Source organism: Roseibium aestuarii (assembly GCF_008477545.1).
Taxonomy (GTDB): Bacteria; Pseudomonadota; Alphaproteobacteria; order Rhizobiales; family Stappiaceae; genus Roseibium; species Roseibium aestuarii.
Window position 1 is genome coordinate 184672 of record NZ_VORA01000003.1, and the last position, 21370, is coordinate 206041.

Genomic DNA, 21370 nt, shown 5'->3' on the forward strand with positions numbered 1-21370 from the left:
TCGAGCGGCCAAGCTGACTCCAGTTTTTCGGAGGTTTCAGCGTGCGCAGTTTCCGCCTTCCCTTGCCCGTTTTCTTTCGCAAGTTTGCTCGGACGGACCACGTCGACATCGAGCCGATCCGCCTTGTCCCGCTGACCATCCTGCTTGTTGTCGGCGCGCTGCTCGGTCTGGTGTTCAACACCGGCGTCGGCCACCCCTATGACAAGATCATCCATATCAGCTTCTATGCAATGCTGACCCTGTCGATCCACGTTCTCTTCAATTGCCGCCTGCGGATTTCCGCCGTCACGGCCTTCGGGCTCGGGGTAGGGGGCGAGATCGCCCAGGCATTCGTCCCCCATCACGAAGCGTCCTTTGCGGACGCTTTCGCAAATGGTGTCGGCGTCGCCCTGATCGTCGCCGCCATTGCCCTGCGCCGGTCCGAGGAAAAGCAGGCGGTCAAGCAGGCCCCGGTCGAAGTCGATTATCGCGGCATGGGCCTCGAGCCGGTCAAGGCTTACATCTCGTCCGCACCGGACTCCTCGTCCAGCCGTTCTTCCGAGAAGTAATCCTCCGGCAGATCCACCACGAGACGTCCTTCCTCCAGGCTCACGTGGGGCACGAACTCCCGCGTGAAGGGAATGTAGAAGCTCTTGCCGCGCAGGGGCCGCACTTCCAGCAGGTCACCGGCACCGAAATCCTGCACAGCGATCACCTTGCCCAGAACCGCTCCCGCCGTATCCTCGACCGGAAGGCCGGTCAGGTCGGAATAGTAGAACTCGTCCTCTTCCGTTTCCGGCAGCTGGTCCCGCTCCACATAGAGATCCAGACCATTCAGCGCTTCGGCCTGGTTGCGGTCGGTGATGCCCTTGAACTGGGTCACGACGACGGTCTTCTGCACCCTTGCGCGCAGCACCTCGAAGCGCTGCTTGCCCGTCACATCGGTCAGCACGCCATAATCCGTGAAGGAGAGGGGGTCGTCGCCGAAGGACTTGACGCGAACCTCGCCGCGAATGCCATGCGCCGCGCCAATGCGCGCCAGCAGCACCTTGTCTCCGGCCTTGGTCTCAGACATTCAGATCTCCCGCTGTCTGGATACGAAAGCGCCGGGGCAAGCCCCGGCGCAAGCGTCACGTTGAAAACGTAAGGGTCCGATTACTCGGCAGCAGCTTCTTCGCCAGCGGAAGCAGCTTCAGCAGCAGCAGCAGCGGCTTCTTCTTCAGCCTGCTTCTTGAGAGCCAGCTTTTCCTTGGCCTTTGCACCCGGCTCACCCTTCTTCGGGTTGTTGCGGGCGTCGCGCTTCAGCAGGCCGGCAGCGTCCAGGAAACGGGCAACGCGGTCGGTCGGCTGTGCGCCGGTGCCGAGCCAGTACTGAACGCGCTCGACGTTCAGGGTCACGCGCTCTTCGGAATCCTTCGGCAGCATCGGGTTGTAGGCGCCGATCTTTTCGATGAAGCGGCCATCGCGCGGAGCGCGGATGTCGGCAACGACGATGCGGTAGTACGGACGCTTCTTGGAGCCGCCACGTGCGAGACGAATTTTGGTAGCCATTTTCTAGTTCTCCAGTTTGTTCAGTTGCCGGTTTCAGCGGCGATGGCTTCATGGTGCCGGATGACTTCCCGAACGATGAAGTTCAGGAATTTCTCGGCGAAATCAGGATCGAGCTGAGCGTCGCTCGCAAGCTGGCGCAGACGTTCGATCTGAATCTTTTCGCGAGCCGGATCCGCCGCGGGCAGATCGTTGGTCGCCTTGAGAACACCCACTTTCTGGGTGCACTTGAACCGCTCGGCCAGCATGTGGACCAGTGCGGCGTCAATGTTGTCGATGGAGGATCGCAGGGCCTTCAGCTCTTCGAGGGCCCGAGACTGGCCCAGCTGGATTTCCGCTTCGCTCACACTCATTTCTTCTTCCCCCGTCCCAGGCCGGGAAGGCCACCGAGACCGCCGGGAAGCTTCGGACCACCGAGCCCCGGAAGACCGGGCAGACCGCCAGGCATTCCTCCGCCGAGGCCCCCTCCGAGCCCCCCAAGACCACCGGGCAGGCCCTTGGGCAACTCGCCGCCGCCGGGCAGCTTGCCCGACTTGACCATCTCTTCAAGCTGCTTGGGATCGACGTCCGGCATGCCCATGCCGCCGGTCAGACCACCCATGAGCTTGCCGAGCATGCCCTTCTTCTTGCCCATCATCTTCATCATGTCCGCCATCTGGCGGTGCATCTTCAGAAGCTTGTTCACTTCGGCCACATCCACGCCGGAGCCGGCGGCGATGCGCTTCTTGCGGCTCGCCTTCAGGATGTCCGGCTTGGAGCGTTCCTGCTTGGTCATGGACGAGATGATGGCGACCTGACGCTTGAACACCTTGTCGTCGATGTTCGCGGCCTCGATCTGCTTCTTCATCTTGCCGACGCCCGGGAGCATGCCCATCATGCCGGACATGCCGCCCATCTTTTCCATCTGGCGCAGCTGCTCGGCCAGATCGTCCAGGTCGAAGTGACCCTTCTGCATGCGGGCGGCCATCTTGGCCGCCTTTTCCGCATCGATGGCTTCCGCGGCCTTTTCGACCAGCGAGACGATATCGCCCATGCCAAGAATGCGGTCGGCGATGCGCTTAGGATAGAAATCTTCCAGCGCGTCGGACTTTTCGCCCGTCCCGATCAGCTTTACCGGCTTGCCGGTCACGGCCTGCATGGAGAGCGCCGCGCCACCGCGTCCGTCGCCGTCCATACGGGTCAGGGCAATCCCGGTGATGCCGACACGCTCATCGAAGCTCTGGGCCAGATTGACCGCGTCCTGACCGGTCAGCGCATCGGCCACCAGCAGGATTTCATGCGGATTGGCGGCGGCCTTGACCTCGGCCATTTCCACCATCAGCGGCTCGTCGATGTGGATGCGGCCGGCGGTATCCAGCATCACCACGTCATAACCGCCGAGCCGTGCGGCCGTCATGGCGCGCTTGGCGATCTCGACCGGGCCCTGGCCCTCGATGATCGGCAGGGTGTCGACGCCGTTCTGCTCGCCGAGAACCTTCAGCTGCTCCTGAGCCGCCGGACGGCGGGTATCGAGCGAGGCCATCAGGACCTTGCGCTTGTCGCGCTGGGTCAGGCGACGGGCGATCTTGGACGTGGTCGTCGTCTTGCCCGAGCCCTGAAGACCGACCATCATGATGGCAACCGGGGCAGGGGCATTTAGGTCGATCCCGCCACCCACGCTGTCACCGCCGAGCATCTCGACGAGCTGGTCGTGAACGATCTTCACCACCATCTGGCCCGGAGTGATCGACTTGACCACCTCCGCGCCGACGGCGCGATTGCGGACCTTGTCCGTGAACGAGCGAACGACCGGCAGGGCAACGTCGGCTTCGATCAGTGCGCGGCGAATTTCGCGCATTGCCTCGTTGACGTCGTTTTCCGACAGCGCACCACGTCCGGTGAGCTTGTCGAAAATTCCGCTCAGTCGATCTGACAGGCTTTCGAACATGCAAAGGTCCTTACGGTCTCGTTCCTCGGGAGAAGTCTCCCGTCATATGGGGTGCCCGGTCCTGCGTGCCACCGCCCTGCGCCTTGTGCCGACATCGACATGCGCAAAGCAGATTGACACCCGAGGGCGCATCGCGCTGTCGGGTGGTGACCTCCGGGATCTCTTTACACCTTTACGGGTCCCGGTCGGCGGCTCGAATTTTCAGTCACTCATATGGAGTTGGACGGGGTTCTGCCCCAAAACAGCGAGGGAGTCAAGGAACCCTGCGGATTTCCTGCTGCCCCGGGACCGATCCGGCTCTGCGGAACAACCGGACCGCCCCGCCGTTATCGCTCAGGACGGCCCGAAACCGAGATGACTTGCAAGTGATCCGGAGCAGGACTAATCAGGGAGGAGAGAAGCAGGCGATCCCTTCCCGGTCGCCTCATGCCATCCGGTTCTCCCACGGTCGAGGCAGGACACACACATGGATTTCCGCGCGGTTGCGCTCCCGATCGGCAAGCTGCTGATCGTGATTGCCGTGTTCATGCTGATCCCGGCCTCGGTCGACCTGATGGCCCGCAACTCCGACTGGCAGGCTTTCCTCTTCTCGGCAGCCATCATCGGCTGTATCGGGGCGCTGTCGACGGCAGCCCTGTCCGGGCGCAGCGGCACCCTGCGCCGGCGCGAGACCTTTCTCTTCGTCAACATGGCCTGGCTCGCCTTCTGCACGGCCGGGGCCGTGCCGCTCTATGCCAGCGGCCTGCACATTTCCTTCACCGACGCCTTCTTTGAATCCGCCTCCGGTCTGACCACCACCGGTTCGACCATCCTCACCGGCCTCGACAAGCTGCCGCCCGGCATCCTGCTCTGGCGCTCGCTGCTGCAGTGGATCGGCGGCATCGGCATCGTGGTCATCGGCATCTGGCTTCTTCCCGGCCTGCGGGTGGGGGGAAGCCAGCTCTTCGCCATCGAGTCCTCGGAAAACACCGCCAAGCCCTATGGCCGCATCGAGCCCTTCATGATGCGGCTCCTGACCCTCTACGGCACCCTGACGGTCACCTGCATCCTGCTCTACATTGCCTGCGGCATGACCCTGTTCCAGGCGATCAACCACGCAATGACCACCGTCTCCACCGGCGGCTACTCCACCTCCGACAGCTCCTTCGGGCAGTTCTCCGGCAACGCGGTCTTCTGGGTCTCCAGCGTCTTCATGCTGGCCTCTTCAGTGCCGTTCCTGTTTCTCATCCGCCTGATCGAGGGCAGGGAGCTCAACGACAAGCAGCAGGTCTTCTGGCTGCTCGGCATCGTTGCCGCCGCCAGTGCCGCCATCTTCCTGGACCAGCGCTGGGTCCAGAGCGACGATCCGTTCCACCTGCTGACCATGGCCGTCTTCCACGTGGCCTCGGTCATCACCACCACCGGCTACGCGGCGACCGACTATCTGCAATGGGGCCCCTTCATCATCGCCCTGTTCTTCCTGCTCACCTTCCTGGGCGGGTGCAGCGGTTCGACCTCCGGAGGCTTCAAGATCTTCCGTATCGTTCTGCTGCTGCAGTTCATCCTGTCGCTGCTCCGCCGCATGGTATTCCCGCACCGCATCCTCGCACCGCGCTATGGCGACAAGCCGATTTCGCCCTCGGTCATGGAAGGTGTTCTGGTCTTCGGCATCCTCTATGCGGGCACCTTCGCGCTCTTCGCGATGATCTACGGATTCTTCGGCCTCGACCTGCCGACAGCGCTAAGCGCCTCGATCACGGCACTGGCCAACGTCGGCCCGGGGGTAGGGGACATCATCGGCCCCTCCGGCACCTTCAAGCCCATGCCCGACGCCGTGAAATGGATGCTGTCGATCCAGATGATCCTCGGCCGACTGGAAATCATCGCCGGACTGATCCTCATCTCGCCGGATTTCTGGCTGGAAGACTGAGCCGCGACATCCGGACAGGCACGCTATCAAGCTTGCGAGTCCCAGCCTCTCACCTCAAGCCACTTCATTCGTCATCCCTGCGCAGGAAGGAATCCAGTAACCCATTGAAGTGGCGTCGATTTTCGATCATCGGCCACCGCGATGACGACAGGTGAGGCGGGAGAGGTCCCGGCTCGAGGCCGGGACAGCTTGCTCAAAAAGGTGTGTCAGAGCGGCCTTGTGCGCCGCTCCTGACGCCATCATGCCATGGCCCGAACAGGACGAAGGAGAGGTCGGGAGCCACAGGAGAAGCGCAAGCCCCCTGCCCTATCGGCCGAAACCCGGCCTTATCACGCTGGGTAATCGCGATGCCCGAAGATGGCGGAGCCAACGCGGACATGGGTGGCGCCGAAGCCGACCGCAATCTCGTAGTCCGACGACATGCCCATGGAGAGCCCGGTGAGCCCGTTGCGCCGGGCGATCTGCTCCAGCAGCGCGAAGTGCGGGCCCGGCGCCTCGTCGACCGGCGGTATGCACATGAGGCCCACCACATTCAGCCCGATCTCGTCGCGGCAAAGCGTGAGGAACCCGTCCACCTCCGTCGGCGAAACGCCAGCCTTTTGCGGTTCCTCGCCCGTATTCACCTGGAGATAGCACGGCAGCGACCGGCCCTGCCTGTCCATTTCCACCTTCAGCGCCCGGGCGATCTTCTCCCGGTCGATGGTGTGGATCACGTCGAAGGTGGCCACCGCTTCCTTGGCCTTGTTGGACTGCAGCGGGCCGATGAGATGCAGCTCGATGCCCTCATACTCAGTCCGCAACCCCGGCCACTTGCCCATGGCTTCCTGCACCCGGTTCTCGCCGAAAACCCGCTGTCCCGCGTCGAGCACCGGCCGGATATCCTCTGCCTCGAAGGTCTTCGACACGGCGATGAGCGTCACGCTGCCCGGAGCGCGGCCCATTTCGGCCTCGGCAGCGGAAATGTCGGCGCGGACGGCGGAAAGACGCTCGGCGGCAGGTGCGGTCATGGCGTTCGGGGCCCCTCATCGGTTCGGGTGGTGTCTTGTCGTGCCCTCTGATAGGGTCGCGCGGACCAAAATTGCAAGCACCCCGGGCGCAGACAGGAAAATGCCTTCATTTTCCTGCCATCTCTGTTGACCGGGCGGCGGATTTCTGGTGACAGTCCGCCAGCACCCACAGACCTTTCGGCGCCTCTTTCTGGCGCCCTTCAAGACGGCATTACGAATGGCAACGGAACGGTATAACGCGCGGGAAGTCGAAGCGCGCTGGCAGAAGACCTGGACCGAGAAGGACGTCTTCGTCACGTCCAACGAAGACCCCCGCGACAAGTACTACGTCCTGGAGATGTTCCCCTATCCGAGCGGGCGCATCCACATGGGCCATGTGCGCAACTACACCATGGGCGACGTGGTGGCCCGCTACAAGCGCGCCGCCGGCTTCAACGTGCTGCATCCCATGGGCTGGGACGCCTTCGGCATGCCCGCCGAAAATGCCGCCATGCAGAACAAGGTTCATCCCAAGGACTGGACCTACGAGAACATCGCCACCATGCGCGACCAGCTCAAGATCATGGGCCTGTCCCTTGACTGGAGCCGCGAGTTCGCCACCTGCGACGTGGAATATTACACCCAGCAGCAGCGCCTGTTCCTGAAGTTCCTGGAAGCCGGTCTGGTCTATCGCAAGAACGCCAAGGTCAACTGGGATCCGGTCGACATGACCGTGCTCGCCAACGAGCAGGTGATCGACGGGCGCGGCTGGCGCTCGGGCGCCCTGGTGGAACAGCGCGAGCTGACCCAGTGGTTCTTCCGCATCTCCGACTATTCCGAAGACCTGCTCGAAGCCATCGACACCCTGGACCGCTGGCCGGACAAGGTGCGCCTGATGCAGAAGAACTGGATCGGCAAGTCGGAAGGCCTGCGCGTCCGCTTCGAATTCACCACGCCTGCCCCCACCGGTGACACGGCGCTCGAGATCTTCACCACCCGTCCAGACACCCTCTTCGGCGCCTCCTTCATGGGCCTGTCGCCGGACCATCCGGTGACGGCGAAGCTTGCCGAAACCAATCCGGAGCTGCAGGCCTTCATCGAGGAATGCCGCCGCATCGGCACCTCGGCGGAAGCCATCGAAACCGCCGAGAAGAAGGGCTTCGACACCGGCCTGCGCGTGCGTCATCCGCTGGATGCCTCGATCGAGCTACCGGTCTATGTGGCCAACTTCATCCTCATGGACTACGGCACCGGCGCCATCTTCGCCTGCCCGGCCCACGACCAGCGCGACCTGGACTTCGCCCGCAAGTACGACCTGCCGGTCAAGGCCGTGGTTCTGCCGAAGGATGCGGATCCGGCGAGCTTCGAAGTCGGCGACACCGCTTTCACCGATGACGGCACCATCTTCAATTCCGCCTTCCTCGACGGTCTGACGATTGCCGAGGCCAAGGAAGCCGTGGCAGCCAGGCTGGAGGCCATCTCCATTGACGGCGCGCCCCAGGCCGAACGCCAGGTGAACTACCGTCTGCGCGACTGGGGCATTTCCCGTCAGCGCTACTGGGGCTGCCCGATCCCGGTCATCCACTGCGATGACTGCGGCGTGGTTCCGGAAAAGGACGAGAACCTGCCGGTTCAACTGCCTGACGACATCAACTTCGACAAGCCGGGCAACCCGCTCGACCGTCACGCGACCTGGCGCAACACCTGCTGCCCGAAATGCGGCAAGGATGCCCTGCGCGAGACGGACACGATGGACACCTTCGTCGACAGCTCCTGGTACTTCGCCCGCTTCACCGCGCCGCGTTGCGACCAGCCGACAGAGCCGAAGGCCGCCAACGAATGGCTGCCGGTGGACCAGTATATCGGCGGCATCGAGCATGCGATCCTGCACCTGCTCTATTCCCGCTTCTTCACCCGGGCCATGCAGAAGGTCGGCGCGCTGGACCTGAAGGAGCCGTTCAAGGGCCTCTTCACGCAAGGCATGGTGACCCACGAGACCTACAAGTCCCAGGACGGAAAGTGGCTGAGCCCGGCCGAGATCACCCTCTCGGAGAACAACGGCGTGCGCGTCGCGGTTCATGCGGTCTCCGGCGAACCGGTCACCATCGGCTCCATCGAGAAGATGTCGAAGTCGAAGAAGAACACGGTCGACCCGACGGACATCATCGAGACCTACGGCGCCGACACGGCCCGCTGGTTCGTGCTCTCCGACAGCCCGCCCGAGCGTGACGTGATCTGGACCGAAGAAGGCGTCCAGGGCGCCTGGCGCTTCGTCCAGCGCGTCTGGCGTCTGGTGCAGGAAATCGCCGACGCCACCTCTGCCGCCCCTGCCCCGGCAGAGCTGGGCGAAGCCGCCACCGAGCTGCGCCGCGCCACCCACAAGACGCTCGCCGCAGTGACCAAGGATCTGGAAACCCTCGGGTTCAACCGCTCCGTTGCGCGCATCTACGAATATGTGAACCAGATCGGCAAGGCCCTGAACGACGGCGTCAGCGCCCCCGACATGGCCTTTGCGGTGCGTGAGGCCGGCGAATATCTGGTCCAGATGATCGCCCCGATGATGCCGCACCTCGCCGAGGAATGCTGGACCCGCCTGGGCAAGGACACGCTGATCTCCGAAGCCTCCTGGCCGGCGATCGAGGACGCGCTCCTGGTCGATGACAGCGTGGTTCTGCCCATCCAGGTGAACGGCAAGCGCCGCGGTGAGATCAAGGTTGCACGTGACGCTTCCATTCAGGAGGTCGAAGCAGCTACCTTGGCTCTGGATTTCGTGCAGCGGGCGCTGGAAGGCAAGCCGCCGCGCAAGGTGATTGTGGTGCCGCAGAGGATCGTGAATGTCGTTGCCTGAGGCTGTCCGGACCGCTCGGACCCGATTTGAAACCCTGACCCGGCGCGGAGCTTCCGCGCCGGGTCTCGGTGTTGCGCTCTGTCTGGCTCTGGGCCTGGCCCTGACCGCCTGTCAGGTCCGTCCGCTCTATGGCACCGCGCCCTCCGTCGGAGCTCTCGACCAGAGCGACACGGTCCAGACCCATCTCGCCTCCATCGAGATCGACAGCATTTCCAGCTCCAACGGTGTCGACAAGGACGCAAGGCGCGAGCTCTACAACGAGCTGACCTTCCTGTTCGAACGCGGCGCCGGCACCCCGGACAAGCGCTACCGCCTGGAGATCCTTATGGATCAGGCCACGGCGGAAGTGGGTGTCGAGCAGCTGGCGGACGTTCCGGCCGCCTACACGATGACGGTGAACACCAGCTTCGTTCTGGTGGACAAGGAAACCGACACGACGCTGATGACAGGCAAGTCCTTCGCCACCGCGTCGTATGACTTCTCGAACCAGCGCTTCGCCAACATCCGCGCCAAGCGGGATGCCGGCCAGCGCGCGGCTCGCGTGGTCGCAGCCGACATTCAGGCCCGCGTAGCCGGCTATTTCGCCACACGCTGACACGGAAAAACGGGGCCGGACCTTCCCTGAGGTCTCCGGCCCCTTCCCCCGCATCCGGAGATACCCGTCATGACCGCCCTGAAACCCGGCGACGTCGATCGGTTTCTCGCCCAGCCTCCCAAGGGTGGTGCCCTCGTTCTCATCTACGGACCGGATACGGGCCTCGTGAGCGAGCGGGCCGGACTGCTGGTCGCCAAGGCCTCGGAAGGCGACGACGATCCCTTCAACCTGGTCAAGATTGACGCTTCCGACATCGTTTCTGATCCGACTCGACTGATCGATGAAGCGCTGACCATTCCCCTGTTCGGTGGCCAGAGGGTCATCTGGATCAAGGATGCGGGCGGCAAGAACCTGCTGCCTGCCGTCTCGCCCCTGATCGAGACGCGGGACCTTTCCGCCTTCATCGTCATCGAGGCCGGTGACCTGAAGAAGGGAACGGGCCTGCGCAAGCTCTTCGAGAACGACCGCTCGGCCGTCGCCATCGCTTGCTACGCCGACACGACCCGCGATGTCGACCAGCTCATCGACCAGGAAACCCGCGCCGCCAATCTCACCATCAGCCGGGAGGCCCGGGCTGCCCTGCACTCCCTTCTGGGCGCCGATCGCATGGCAAGCCGGGGCGAGCTGAAGAAACTCTGCCTCTATGCCCATGGCCGCGAACGCATCGAAAGCGAGGATGTGGAGGCAATCATCGGCGATGCCTCGGCCTTCGAGCTGTCGCAACTCATCGATGCCACGGCGCTCGGCGATTTGGCAAAGCTGGATCACGGGCTAGAACGGCTGGATGCCGCTGGGGGCAGTGCCTCGGTCATGGCCGGACAGGCCCTCTCCCATTTCCAGATGCTGCACCGGATGCGGGCCATCGTCGACCGGGGAACTTCGGCCAAGGACGTGGTGGACGGCGCCCGCCCCCCTATCTTCTGGAACCGCAAGGCCGATATTGCCCGCCAGCTCACCCTCTGGCCCCTCGGCGATCTGGACAAGGCCACAGAGCGCCTGGGAGAGGCACAGAAGGTCTCCCGGCTCAATGACAAGCTTGGGGTGCCTGTACTCTCCGAAACGCTCCTGACCCTCGCCAGAGTCGCCAGAATGCACGCCCAGAGACGGCGCTGACCCTCAGCGGTCCTGAATCCTGGCGTGGCACCACGGCAACGCGGAGCCAGGTAAGATATCAAGCTATTGAGTTAAAAGAGAAAAAGCCGGGACAGGATCCCGGCTTTCGTGATTGTTTCGCTGTCGAATCCGTTTGAGCGGATTACCCGATCTGGACACCCAGCTTGCGGCAGAGTTCATCCAGCTGGTCGAGCGAGGTGTACTTGATCTTCAGGTCCCCGCTTTCCTTGCCCGGCTTGTGACCGACCACCACCTTCAGGCCAAGCGTATCGGTGAGGCGCTTCTCGAGGGCGCGCGTGTCGGCATCCTTGTCGAGCTTCGGCTTGCCTTCGGCCTTCTTCGACTGGGCCCAGTTCGGGTCCTGCGCCAGCTTCTCCGCCTCGCGGACGCTCAGGCCCTTCTCGACAATGATTTCCGCCAGAGCGGCCGGATCTTCCGCCGTGATCAGCGCACGCGCATGGCCGGCGGTCAGCAGACCTTCCGCCAGATAATCCTTCACCGAATTCGGAAGCTTCATCAGGCGCAGGGTGTTGGCCACATGGCTGCGGCTCTTGCCGATCACCTTGGCCAGCTCGCCCTGGCTGTAGTTGAACTCCTCGATCAGCTGATCATAGCCCATGGCCTCTTCGATCGGGTTGAGATCCGCGCGCTGCACGTTCTCGATGATCGCGAGCTCAAGCGCTTCCTGATCGGTCACATCGCGGATGACGATCGGAGCTTCGTGCAGCCCGGCCTTCTGGGCCGCCCGCCACCGGCGCTCGCCGGCGATGATCTCGAAGCGGTCCGCCTGCCCTGCTGCCGGACGAACCAGGATCGGCTGGATGATCCCCTTGGCGCGCAGCGACTCGCTGAGATCTTCCAGATCCTTGTCCGCAAAGGTCTTGCGCGGGTTGCGCGGGTTCGGCACCAGATGCTCGATCGGAACCTTGCGCACGTCCCGCGAGATCCGCTCGGCCGCCTTGGTCGGCTCCTGCATCATCGCGGAATCCCCGATCAGCGCGGCGAGACCGCGCCCGAGCCGTTTGTTCTTGTTGCTGTCATCCGCCATGACGAAACCCGTTGTCTTCCTGCTTCAGAAAAAACCGAAGGGCCGGACAGCCCTTCGGAGAATATGTCGGAGAGACCCGCGAGGGGGTCATCCCGGATCCGAATCGATCAGCCTCGGATCAGGCCGCCACGCGCCGCAGATTGCGCTCGCGCTGAATGATCTCGGAGGCCAGCCGCAGATAGGCCTGGCTGCCGGCACACTTCAGATCATAGAGCAGCGCCGGCTTGCCATAGGACGGCGCTTCGGAGATGCGCACATTGCGCGGGATCACCGTCTCGTAGACCGCATCGCCCATGGTTTCGCGAACGTCTGCAACTACTTGCGCCGAGAGATTGTTCCGGCTGTCATACATGGTCAGCACGATGCCGTGGATCGTCAGTTCCCGGTTCAGGGCATTGCGCACCTGCTCCACCGTGCTGAGCAGCTGGCTGAGACCTTCCAGCGCGAAGAACTCGCATTGCAGCGGCACGAGGATCGAATGGGCCGCAGACAGTGCATTGATCGTCAGCAGGTTGAGCGAGGGCGGACAGTCGACCAGCACATAGGTGAAGCCGAGCTCCTGATAGAGACTGGAGTGAGTCAGCCCCTCGATCGCCTGGCGCAGACGGAAGGCCCGGTCCGCGCTCGAGGCAATTTCCAGCTCCAGCCCGAGCAGGTCCATGGTGGACGGCGCCACCCAGAGCCGCGGCACGGAGGTTTCCTTGATCGCCTCGTCTAGGCTGCAGTCACCGGCCAGCACCTCGTAGGTGGACAGCCCGCGATCGCGGCGCTCGATGCCCAAGCCAGTGGAGGCGTTCCCCTGCGGGTCGAGGTCGATGACGAGCACCTTCTCCCCGATGGCGGCCAGGGCAGTTCCGAGATTGATCGCGGTGGTCGTCTTGCCCACCCCACCCTTCTGGTTCGCGAGAGCCAGCACACGGGGATTGTCTGGAAGCATGCTCATAAAAACCACACCTTCCTAAATCTGCCGGGAAGAAATATTTGTCAGAAGAAGAAGCCGGCTCGTTGCATCGATAAGGCTCTTTCTTTCTACCAGATCGAAGACCCAACGTTGAGACGCTTCGTTAACTTCTCGTTGAAAATCTTGGCCTTTGTGGAAAACGCAAGCAGCGCCCTCACCCCAGAACGGCGCGCTCAGCTCCAGAAGCAGGTCCAGATTGGCCAGCGCGCGGGCTGAGACCGCATCGACCGGGCCGTGGGACCATGATTTCGCAACCGACTCGATCCGCCCCGAGTGCACCGTGCCCTTCGCGCCCGTCTCTCGCAGGACCGTGCGCAGGAAGGCGACCTTGCGCTGATTGCTTTCGATGAAATGCACGTGAGCGTCCGGATCCTCCGCCTGAAGGATCGCCGTCACCAGGCCCGGGAACCCGGCGCCACTGCCAATGTCAACCCACACACGTGCTTCCGGCAAGGTCCACTTGGTGGCGAGGCTGTCAATGACATGACGCTCCCAGATGTCCGGGATCGTCGAGGGTGCGATCAGGTTCTGGGCCGGCTGCCACTTGAGGACGAGGTCCACATAGATGCGCAGGCGCTCCTCTGTTTCACGTGAAACGTCCCCATAGTTATGCACATCCCGGGAAGAACCTGTGACTTGCTGTTGAAAACCCATCATGCCGCCCCCCGCTGGCCCTGTCGCTTGAGTTGGGAAAGAACCAGCATCAGCGCCGCCGGCGTTACACCTTCCACCCGCGAGGCCTGACCCAGAGTGGCGGGCCGAACGGTTTCCAGCTTCTGCTTCACTTCATTGGAGAGACCTGCCAGCGCCTGGAAGTCGAAGTCGGCGGGAATACTCAGAGCTTCATCCCGGCGCAGGGCCTCGATGTCCTGAGCCTGACGCTCGAGATAGACGGCATAAAGTGCGTCGATGGCCACCTGCTCCGCAATCGCCGGATCGACAGAACCGAGCTCCTCCGGCCACACCTGAACCAGCCGCTCGAAGGTCATGTCCGGATAAGACAGAAGTTCGAAGGCCGACCGGCGGATGCCGTCCTGGTTCATCGGCAGCCCCTTCTTCAGGGCTTCGGCCGGGGTCAGCGACAGGCTCTTCAGCAGCGCCGTGATCTCGGCCAGTTTCGCGACCTTCGTTTCGAAAGCGACTCGACGGGTCTCGCTCACACAGCCGAGCGCGACACCAAGCGGCGTCAGGCGCTGATCCGCATTGTCTGCGCGCAGGGACAGTCGATATTCGGCCCGCGAGGTGAACATGCGATAGGGCTCGGTGATGCCGCGCGTGATCAGATCATCGATCATCACACCGATATAGCCCCGGCTGCGATCCACCACGAAGGGCTCCCGCCCCTGCACCTTCAACGCGGCATTGAGGCCGGCCACAAGGCCCTGAGCCCCGGCTTCCTCGTAGCCGGTGGTGCCATTGATCTGCCCGGCCAGGAAAAGGCCCGACATCTTCCGCGCCTCAAGCGTGCTGGTCAGCTCACGCGGGTCCACATGGTCATACTCGATGGCATAGGCCGGCTGCAGAACGGTCACGTTCTCCAGACCCGGAATGGTGCGCAGAAATTCGATCTGCACATCCTCCGGCAAGGACGTCGAGATGCCGTTCGGATAGACCGTGTGATCGTCCAGACCCTCCGGCTCCAGGAAAATCTGGTGGCCGTCACGATCGCCGAAGCGCACGATCTTGTCCTCGATTGACGGGCAATAGCGCGGGCCACGTCCCTTGATCTCGCCGGAATACATCGCCGACCGATGAATGTTCTCGCGGATGATCCGGTGGGTCTCCGGGGTCGTGCGGGTGATGTGACAGGAGATCTGCGGCACATCCACCTTCTCCGTCAGGGTCGAGAACGGGATCGGCACGTCGTCACCGGGCTGCTCCTCCAGCTGATCCCAGGCAATCGTCCGACCGTCGAGACGAGCCGGGGTGCCGGTCTTCAGCCGTCCCAGTTCGAAGCCGATCTGTTCCAGAGATTGGGACAGCCCCATGGCTGGCGCCTCTCCGGCCCGACCGGCCGGGATCTTGCGGTCGCCGATATGGATCAGGCCCCGCAGGAACGTACCCGAGGTCAGCACCACGGCCCCCGTCGTCACGGACCGGCCGTCCTTCAGCCCGACACCGGTGATGCGTCCCTCGGCAAAGGCAAAGCTGTCCGCCTCCCCTTCCACCACGGTGAGGTTGGGCTGGGCGGCGATTTCCGCCTGCATGGCTTCCCGGTAGAGCTTGCGATCCGCCTGAGCCCGAGGGCCGCGCACCGCAGGCCCCTTTCGCAGGTTGAGCATGCGGAACTGGATGCCGGCGCGGTCGGTCACCCGCCCCATCAGCCCGTCGAGCGCATCGATCTCGCGCACCAGATGCCCCTTGCCCAGGCCCCCGATGGCTGGGTTGCAGGACATGACGCCGATGGTGTCAAACCGGTGGGTGACCAGAGCCGTGCGCGCTCCCAGCCGAGCGGAAGCCGCAGCAGCCTCGCAGCCGGCGTGACCGCCGCCGATCACAACCACATCGAAATCCAGGTTCGTATCCGTCATGTCTACTCAGATCCGAATGACCACAGAATGCACGGCACCTCCCGTCAGAACGGGAGCTTGGCTGCAACTCCATGGCGCTTGATTAAATCCGGGGGAGCCGCGTCCGGCTCGACCCCCTTGGTCTCTTCGACCGGTGAGCGGAGCGTCGGCAAAAGTCCGACACAGGTTCCGCAGACCCACCGGTGTTGGCCCTTTATAAATTCAGCGCCCCACCGGGTCAAAGACATTTGGTGCTTTCAGATGGGTCGAGGCGGCCGAACCGGATTCACGTGAAACACCTTTCATTAACCCCTGACGAAGGGGAAATGATTCACGTGAAACACCCTCACTTACCGATGCAGAAATCCCGGAAGATCACATCGAGCAAGTCCTCGACGTCGATCCGCCCGGTGATGCGCCCGAGGCAGTCTGCCGCCTGGCGCAATTCTTCGGCCCGCAACTCGCCCGGCAGATGACTAAGGTCGACCGCACGACCAAGCACCTCGGCGCAGGACATCAGCGCATGCCGGTGCCGCTGCCGGGTCGCAAGAGGTGCCTCCCCCACAGAAATTGTTTCAGAAGCGAATCCAGTAAGGGCTTTCAGAAGCGCATCGGTTCCGTTCGGAACGGTGCAGCTTGCAGCAATCGCCTTGATCGTTCCGGAGGAGTCTTGTTTCGGAGGAGTCTCAAGATCGCTCTTGGTCCACACGGTCCAGACCGGCACCTCGGTCCAGTCGAAGCCTTCATCACCCGCGCCGAAGGCCGGCGCCGGACCCTGGGGCTCCCGCGCCCAGAGGATAAGGTCTGCGGCCTTCCCCCGCTCGCGGGCGCGGCGGATGCCTTCCTGCTCCACCCGCCCGGCTTCTTCGCGCAAGCCCGCGGTGTCGACCAGGGTGACCGGATAGCCCCCGAGATCCAGGTGAACCTCCAACACGTCCCGGGTGGTCCCCGCCTCCTCGGTGACAATCGCCACGTCCCGGCCAGCCAGAGCGTTCAGAAGGCTCGACTTGCCCGCATTGGGCGGCCCCATCAGCACCACCTGAAGGCCGGAGCGAAGACGCTCGCCACTCCGCGACCGGACCAGATGGTCCTCGATTTCCCGCTTCAGCGCCGCGGCCTCACCCCAGACCTGATCGGACACGCTGCCGGGAATATCGTCCTCATCGGCGAAATCGAACTCGGCCTCGATCATTGCCCGCATGTGAATGAGCCGCTTGCGCCAGTCGTCATAGAGACGGCCGAGCGCTCCTCCCATCTGCCGCACCGCCTGCTTCCGCTGAGCCTCGGTCTCCGCCGCGATCAGGTCAGCAAGCCCCTCCACTTCGGTCAGGTCCATCCGTCCGCGATCAAAGGCCCGCCGCGTGAACTCCCCGGCCTCCGCCGGACGCAGGCCCTCAAGCCCGGACAGCACATCCAGCAGCCGCGCCACAACCGCCCGCCCGCCGTGGCACTGCAGCTCGGCCACGTCTTCCCCGGTAAAACTGTTCGGGCCTTCAAAGAACAGGACCAGCGCCTCGTCGATCACATCTCCGGTCACAGGGTCCTTCAGGCGGCGCACCGACGCCTTGCGGGCGACGGGTACGTTACCCGCCAGACGCTCTAGAGCGGACCGGACATGCGGCCCCGATAGACGGATAACCGCGACCCCGGACGGAACCGCGCCACTCGAAAGGGCAAAAATCGTGTCGGCCATAGAACGGATATCCGCTTCAAGTGTTGATCGTGCAGGACCGGATCTGCCTTGGCGCCGATCCTCCCGCGCGGGTATACCAGAGACAGCGCCTCATTCCACCGTTCTTCCCCACCCTGCCGCGAGCCGCAAGAGACATTGCCCATGACCGAGAACCGCCTCTCCCGGACCACCAGTCCCTATCTGCTCCAGCACAAGGACAACCCGGTCGACTGGTACCCCTGGGGTGAGGAAGCGCTGGCCGAGGCTCGCCGGCTGGACAGGCCTATCCTGCTGTCTGTCGGCTACGCCGCCTGCCACTGGTGCCATGTCATGGCCCATGAGAGCTTCGAGGATGAAGCCACGGCGGAGGTGATGAACCGGCTCTACATCAACATCAAGGTGGACCGGGAAGAGCGGCCGGACATCGACCAGATCTACATGCGCGCCCTGCATGCCCTCGGCGAACAGGGGGGCTGGCCCCTCACCATGTTCCTGACGCCCGATGGCGAACCCTTCTGGGGCGGTACCTACTTTCCGAAGACCCCGCAATGGGGACGCCCATCCTTCGTCCAGGTGCTTGAGGCCGTGGCCCGAACCTATGAAACGGATCGGGCCCGAATCGACGGAAACCGTCAGGGTCTGATGGAGGCAATCACCCCTCGCCTCACGGGAAGGGACGACCTTGATCCGGGGCTCATCGGAGCAGCGGGCGAACGGCTTCTCTCCCTGTTCGATCCGGAACACGGGGGCATCAAGGGCGCGCCGAAATTCCCTCAGGCCAGCGTCATGGATCTGGTATGGCGCACCGGGCTGCGGCTCGACAATGGCAAGGCACGGGAGGCCTGTCTCCAGACCCTGCGTCATATTTCCAACGGCGGGATCTATGACCACCTGGGCGGCGGCATGGCCCGCTATTCGGTCGACCATCTCTGGCTCGCGCCGCATTTCGAGAAGATGCTCTATGACAACGGCCAGTATCTGACCCAGCTCGCTCTGGCCTATGAAACCACGGGAGACGATCTGTTTCGCCGACGAATCGAGGAAACCGCAGACTGGCTGCTGCGGGAAATGAAGGTCGACGGCGGCGCCTTCGCATCGTCCCTCGATGCGGACAGCGAGGGAGAAGAGGGGCGTTTCTACGTCTGGACCGCCGAGGAGATCTCGCAGGTGCTGGGCAAGCGGGACGGCTTTGTCCTCTCGGAAGCCTATGACGTTCACCCCTCCGGCAACTGGGAAGGCGTCACCATCCTCAACCGGCTCCACACGCCGCAACTCTCGAAGGAAGAAGAGGAGTGCCTCGTCCCCTTGCGGCAAAGGCTGCTGGACCACCGCAACAACCGGACCCGGCCGGAGCGGGACGACAAGGTGCTCGCCGACTGGAACGCCCTCGCCATCATCGGTCTGACGAAAGCCGGCCGCGCTGTTTCACGTGAATCATATTGCGAGGCCGCTCTCACCGCTTACGGCTTCATCCGGCAGACCATGATGCGGGATGGACGTCTCGGTCATTCCTGGCGTCAGGGCAGTCTGCTCTTCCCGGGCTTTGCATCGGACCATGCGGCGATGATGCTCGCAGCCATCTGCCTTGCCGATGCCCACCCCTCGCGTGCCACGGAGTTTCTCGGCGACGCCCGCGACTATGGTGCGGCCCTCACCCGCTGGTACGAGGCCGATCACGGGGGCTTCCACATGACCGCAAGCGACGCGGAAGGACTGATCCTGCGCCCCTTCACCATCGCGGACGAGGCAACCCCGAACGCCAATGCCCAGGCGGCGGAGGCCTTCTCCCGGATCTATCTCCTGACCGGAGATACGACCGCTCGCGACACGGCCGACCGGATCTTTTCCACCCTCGCGCCCGAGGTGCCGAAGAATGTCTTCGCCACCGCATCCCTGCTCGCCGCCTTCGATACCCGGTTGAACGGCCGGGTCCTCGTTCTGATCTGCGAGGACGGATCGGACCCGAATCCATTCCTTCAGGCAGCCGCCCGTTGCGCCGACCCGGCCCTGATGGTTCTGACTGTTCGGGGAACCGAGACCCTGGCGCCGGATCACCCTGCCCATGGTAAACCCGCATTGGGTGATGTCACGGCCTATCTCTGCCGCGAGGGCCAGTGCTCGGCTCCCCTAGCCTCGGCAACCGACCTGGCCGCCCTGCTCGGTTGACGGGATCGCAGCTCTGCCCGGTGCACGCCCCGATCAATCGGAGCGCGAGGCCTGCCAAGCCGCGCGCGTGAGCCGGTAGAGCACGTGCGGGGCAAGGGGATGATCCTCGGGCACCATCGGATGCGCGAAGTCATCCTCTGCGCGCCGGACCATGCCCAGACGCTGCATCACCCTTTGCGACGGGACATTGGAGGCCGCTGTAAAGGAAACGATTTCCTCCAGACCCAATGTTTCGAAACCGAATCCAAGCCAGGCGCGAGCAGCCTCGCTCGCATAGCCCTGCCCCCATGCAGAACGCATGAGGCTCCAACCAACTTCCACGCAAGGATCAAAGGGCAGAGGCTTGTCATAGGCAGGGCGCGACAGTCCGGTGAAACCGATGAAAGCTCCTGTCGCCTTCAACTCCACGGGACAGAAGCAGATACCGTCGGCCTCCGTCTTCGCGATCGCCCGGTCCATCATCACCCGCGCCTCATCCCGGCTCCGGGTCTTGAAGAAGTAGCGCATCACTTCGGGATCCACGCTCATGGCAGCCAGGGGGTCGAGATCCGCATCCTTCCAGGGACGCAGGATCAGGCGTTCGGTCTCGAGGATCATGAACAGGTTCCGAGAAAATCGATCCGGATCCGACTCGATGGATCAAGGGCCAGGGGCCGGCGGATTCACGTGAAACAGGTCTTAAAAAAAACTGAAGGCGCGGCACTTTCAACAAGTACCGCGCCCTCAGAAAATTCGCGTCGATCCGATGATCGATCAGGTGTTCATGCTGTCGAAGAATTCGTCGTTCGACTTGGTCTGCTTCAGCTTGTCGAGCAGGAACTCGACGGCATCCACCGTTCCCATAGGATTGAGAATACGACGCAGCACGAAGGTCTTCTTGAGCCGCTCCGGCGGCACCAGAAGCTCTTCCTTGCGGGTGCCCGACCGCTGAATGTCGATGGCCGGGTAGACGCGCTTGTCGGAGATCTTCCGGTCTAGGATGATTTCGGAGTTACCCGTGCCCTTGAACTCTTCGAAGATGACTTCGTCCATGCGGCTGCCCGTATCGATCAGAGCAGTTGCGATGATCGTGAGGGACCCGCCCTCTTCGATGTTACGCGCCGCACCGAAGAATCGCTTCGGACGCTGCAGGGCGTTGGCGTCCACACCACCGGTCAGAACCTTGCCCGAAGACGGAACGACGGTGTTGTAGGCGCGGCCCAGACGGGTGATCGAGTCCAGAAGGATGACGACGTCGCGGCCATGTTCGACCAGACGCTTCGCCTTTTCGATGACCATTTCGGCGACCTGAACGTGACGGGAGGCCGGTTCGTCGAAGGTGGAGGACACCACTTCGCCGTTCACCGTGCGCTGCATGTCCGTCACTTCTTCCGGACGCTCGTCGATCAGCAGAACGATCAGATAGCATTCCGGATGGTTGGTCGTGATCGACTTGGCGATGTTCTGAAGGAACACGGTCTTGCCGGTCCGCGGCGGAGCGGTGATCAGCGCACGCTGGCCCTTGCCGAGCGGAGCAACCAGATCGATCAGGCGGGACGACAGATCCTTGGTGGTCGGATCCTCGATTTCCATCTTGAAGCGCTCGTTCGGATAGAGCGGCGTTAGGTTGTCGAAGTGAACCTTGTGGCGCGCCTTTTCCGGCTCTTCGAAGTTGATCGTGTTCACCTTCAGAAGCGCGAAGTAGCGTTCGCCTTCCTTCGGGCTGCGGATCTGACCTTCGACCGTATCGCCGGTGCGCAGGGAGAAGCGACGGATCTGCGACGGGGAGACATAGATGTCATCCGGACCCGGCAGATAGTTCGCATCGGGAGAACGCAGGAAACCGAAGCCATCCTGGAGAACTTCAACGACCCCCTCGCCAATGATATCGACATCCTGGGCCGCGAGGCTCTTCAGAATGGCGAACATCAGCTCCTGCTTGCGCATGGTGCTTGCGTTTTCGACTTCAAGCTCTTCAGCGAATTGAAGGAGTTCGGTCGGGGTCTTTTCTTTGAGATCTTTGAGTTTCATTTCCCGCATCGATTGGGGTCTTGATTGATAGAGATGTGCCTGGAGAGAACTTCCGAAACCTGCATGGGTTCACAAGTCGAAAGCGTCGAGAGGAGATA

The 21370-nt window shown here is 63.1% G+C and carries 18 protein-coding genes; 6 read left to right on the forward strand and 12 right to left on the reverse strand.

What is annotated here, in order from left to right:
• Positions 1–41 precede the first annotated feature (41 nt).
• Positions 42–548 (forward strand): VanZ family protein, encoded by a 507-nt coding sequence (locus FR728_RS13780; protein WP_149893299.1) that lies wholly within the window; start codon positions 42–44, stop codon positions 546–548.
• Here FR728_RS13780 and rimM read toward each other — a convergent pair.
• The 4 genes from rimM to ffh form a co-directional block, all read right to left on the reverse strand.
• Positions 497–1054, reverse strand: coding sequence for a ribosome maturation factor RimM (rimM, locus tag FR728_RS13785; protein WP_149893300.1), 558 nt, complete (start codon positions 1052–1054; stop codon positions 497–499). The genes FR728_RS13780 and rimM overlap by 52 nt on opposite strands.
• Before the next feature lie 80 nt (positions 1055–1134).
• Positions 1135–1530 (reverse strand): 30S ribosomal protein S16, encoded by a 396-nt coding sequence (gene rpsP, locus FR728_RS13790; protein WP_149893301.1) that lies wholly within the window; start codon positions 1528–1530, stop codon positions 1135–1137.
• A 20-nt stretch (positions 1531–1550) separates the two neighbouring features.
• The gene (locus tag FR728_RS13795; RefSeq protein WP_188318907.1) at positions 1551–1880 is read right to left on the reverse strand and encodes a chorismate mutase; all 330 of its coding nucleotides are present in this window, start codon (positions 1878–1880) and stop codon (positions 1551–1553) included.
• A complete protein-coding gene (gene ffh, locus FR728_RS13800) occupies positions 1877–3454 on the reverse strand; it encodes a signal recognition particle protein (protein WP_149893302.1) in 1578 nt (525 codons plus the stop codon). The genes FR728_RS13795 and ffh overlap by 4 nt, the downstream gene beginning before the upstream one ends.
• Before the next feature lie 466 nt (positions 3455–3920).
• On the opposite strand from ffh, the gene FR728_RS13805 reads away from it, so the two are divergent.
• The gene (locus FR728_RS13805; protein WP_149893303.1) at positions 3921–5363 is read left to right on the forward strand and encodes a TrkH family potassium uptake protein; all 1443 of its coding nucleotides are present in this window, start codon (positions 3921–3923) and stop codon (positions 5361–5363) included.
• 329 nt (positions 5364–5692) lie between these two features.
• On the opposite strand, the gene FR728_RS13810 is transcribed toward FR728_RS13805, so the two are convergent.
• Positions 5693–6370 carry a YggS family pyridoxal phosphate-dependent enzyme gene (locus tag FR728_RS13810; RefSeq protein ID WP_149893304.1) on the reverse strand — a complete coding sequence of 226 codons (678 nt, stop codon included), beginning with the start codon at positions 6368–6370 and terminating at the stop codon, positions 5693–5695.
• Between the two features lie 217 nt (positions 6371–6587).
• Here FR728_RS13810 and leuS point away from each other — a divergent pair, with 217 nt between their 5' ends.
• The 3 genes from leuS to holA all read left to right on the forward strand — a co-directional run bounded on the left by leuS (position 6588) and on the right by holA (position 10905).
• Positions 6588–9197: a leucine--tRNA ligase gene (gene leuS, locus FR728_RS13815; RefSeq protein ID WP_149893305.1), complete on the forward strand. Its 2610-nt coding sequence runs from the start codon at positions 6588–6590 to the stop codon at positions 9195–9197.
• A complete protein-coding gene (locus FR728_RS13820) occupies positions 9184–9792 on the forward strand; it encodes a hypothetical protein (protein WP_149893306.1) in 609 nt (202 codons plus the stop codon). Before leuS ends, FR728_RS13820 begins: the two co-directional genes overlap by 14 nt.
• Before the next feature lie 69 nt (positions 9793–9861).
• The gene (gene holA / locus FR728_RS13825) at positions 9862–10905 is read left to right on the forward strand and encodes a DNA polymerase III subunit delta (RefSeq protein WP_149893307.1); all 1044 of its coding nucleotides are present in this window, start codon (positions 9862–9864) and stop codon (positions 10903–10905) included.
• Between the two features lie 142 nt (positions 10906–11047).
• Here the strand turns inward: holA and FR728_RS13830 are convergent, their stop codons facing one another.
• The 5 genes from FR728_RS13830 to mnmE form a co-directional block, all read right to left on the reverse strand.
• Complete coding sequence (locus FR728_RS13830) at positions 11048–11953, reverse strand: ParB/RepB/Spo0J family partition protein (RefSeq protein WP_149893308.1); 906 nt, start codon at positions 11951–11953, stop codon at positions 11048–11050.
• Positions 11954–12071: 118 nt separating this feature from the next.
• Positions 12072–12896, reverse strand: coding sequence for a ParA family protein (locus tag FR728_RS13835; protein ID WP_149893309.1), 825 nt, complete (start codon positions 12894–12896; stop codon positions 12072–12074).
• A gap of 15 nt (positions 12897–12911) precedes the next feature.
• The gene (gene rsmG / locus FR728_RS13840) at positions 12912–13571 is read right to left on the reverse strand and encodes a 16S rRNA (guanine(527)-N(7))-methyltransferase RsmG (RefSeq protein WP_244304636.1); all 660 of its coding nucleotides are present in this window, start codon (positions 13569–13571) and stop codon (positions 12912–12914) included.
• A complete protein-coding gene (gene mnmG, locus FR728_RS13845) occupies positions 13568–15445 on the reverse strand; it encodes a tRNA uridine-5-carboxymethylaminomethyl(34) synthesis enzyme MnmG (RefSeq protein WP_149893310.1) in 1878 nt (625 codons plus the stop codon). Before mnmG ends, rsmG begins: the two co-directional genes overlap by 4 nt.
• 325 nt (positions 15446–15770) lie before the next feature.
• Positions 15771–17117 (reverse strand): tRNA uridine-5-carboxymethylaminomethyl(34) synthesis GTPase MnmE, encoded by a 1347-nt coding sequence (mnmE, locus tag FR728_RS13850; RefSeq protein ID WP_149893311.1) that lies wholly within the window; start codon positions 17115–17117, stop codon positions 15771–15773.
• Positions 17118–17258: 141 nt separating this feature from the next.
• Here mnmE and FR728_RS13855 point away from each other — a divergent pair, with 141 nt between their 5' ends.
• Entirely contained in the window at positions 17259–19262 is a 2004-nt protein-coding gene (locus FR728_RS13855; RefSeq protein WP_149893312.1) for a thioredoxin domain-containing protein, read from the forward strand.
• Positions 19263–19295: 33 nt separating this feature from the next.
• On the opposite strand, the gene FR728_RS13860 is transcribed toward FR728_RS13855, so the two are convergent.
• Both FR728_RS13860 and rho read right to left on the reverse strand, forming a co-directional pair.
• Entirely contained in the window at positions 19296–19859 is a 564-nt protein-coding gene (locus tag FR728_RS13860) for a GNAT family N-acetyltransferase (protein WP_149893313.1), read from the reverse strand.
• 156 nt (positions 19860–20015) lie between these two features.
• Positions 20016–21281: a transcription termination factor Rho gene (gene rho / locus FR728_RS13865; RefSeq protein ID WP_149893314.1), complete on the reverse strand. Its 1266-nt coding sequence runs from the start codon at positions 21279–21281 to the stop codon at positions 20016–20018.
• Between the last annotated feature and the right edge of the window lie 89 nt (positions 21282–21370).

What these genes read in the sequence shown, in the direction of transcription:
- rimM (WP_149893300.1), bottom strand. Translation starts at nt 1,054, where the DNA reads ATGTCTGAGACCAAGGCCGGAGACAAGGTGCTGCTGGCGCGCATTGGC.
- rpsP (WP_149893301.1), bottom strand. Translation starts at nt 1,530, where the DNA reads ATGGCTACCAAAATTCGTCTCGCACGTGGCGGCTCCAAGAAGCGTCCG.
- FR728_RS13795 (WP_188318907.1), bottom strand. Translation starts at nt 1,880, where the DNA reads ATGAGTGTGAGCGAAGCGGAAATCCAGCTGGGCCAGTCTCGGGCCCTC.
- ffh (WP_149893302.1), bottom strand. Translation starts at nt 3,454, where the DNA reads ATGTTCGAAAGCCTGTCAGATCGACTGAGCGGAATTTTCGACAAGCTC.
- FR728_RS13805 (WP_149893303.1), top strand. Translation starts at nt 3,921, where the DNA reads ATGGATTTCCGCGCGGTTGCGCTCCCGATCGGCAAGCTGCTGATCGTG.
- FR728_RS13810 (WP_149893304.1), bottom strand. Translation starts at nt 6,370, where the DNA reads ATGACCGCACCTGCCGCCGAGCGTCTTTCCGCCGTCCGCGCCGACATT.
- leuS (WP_149893305.1), top strand. Translation starts at nt 6,588, where the DNA reads ATGGCAACGGAACGGTATAACGCGCGGGAAGTCGAAGCGCGCTGGCAG.
- FR728_RS13820 (WP_149893306.1), top strand. Translation starts at nt 9,184, where the DNA reads ATGTCGTTGCCTGAGGCTGTCCGGACCGCTCGGACCCGATTTGAAACC.
- holA (WP_149893307.1), top strand. Translation starts at nt 9,862, where the DNA reads ATGACCGCCCTGAAACCCGGCGACGTCGATCGGTTTCTCGCCCAGCCT.
- FR728_RS13830 (WP_149893308.1), bottom strand. Translation starts at nt 11,953, where the DNA reads ATGGCGGATGACAGCAACAAGAACAAACGGCTCGGGCGCGGTCTCGCC.
- FR728_RS13835 (WP_149893309.1), bottom strand. Translation starts at nt 12,896, where the DNA reads ATGAGCATGCTTCCAGACAATCCCCGTGTGCTGGCTCTCGCGAACCAG.
- rsmG (WP_244304636.1), bottom strand. Translation starts at nt 13,571, where the DNA reads ATGATGGGTTTTCAACAGCAAGTCACAGGTTCTTCCCGGGATGTGCAT.
- mnmG (WP_149893310.1), bottom strand. Translation starts at nt 15,445, where the DNA reads ATGACGGATACGAACCTGGATTTCGATGTGGTTGTGATCGGCGGCGGT.
- mnmE (WP_149893311.1), bottom strand. Translation starts at nt 17,117, where the DNA reads ATGGCCGACACGATTTTTGCCCTTTCGAGTGGCGCGGTTCCGTCCGGG.
- FR728_RS13855 (WP_149893312.1), top strand. Translation starts at nt 17,259, where the DNA reads ATGACCGAGAACCGCCTCTCCCGGACCACCAGTCCCTATCTGCTCCAG.
- FR728_RS13860 (WP_149893313.1), bottom strand. Translation starts at nt 19,859, where the DNA reads ATGATCCTCGAGACCGAACGCCTGATCCTGCGTCCCTGGAAGGATGCG.
- rho (WP_149893314.1), bottom strand. Translation starts at nt 21,281, where the DNA reads ATGCGGGAAATGAAACTCAAAGATCTCAAAGAAAAGACCCCGACCGAA.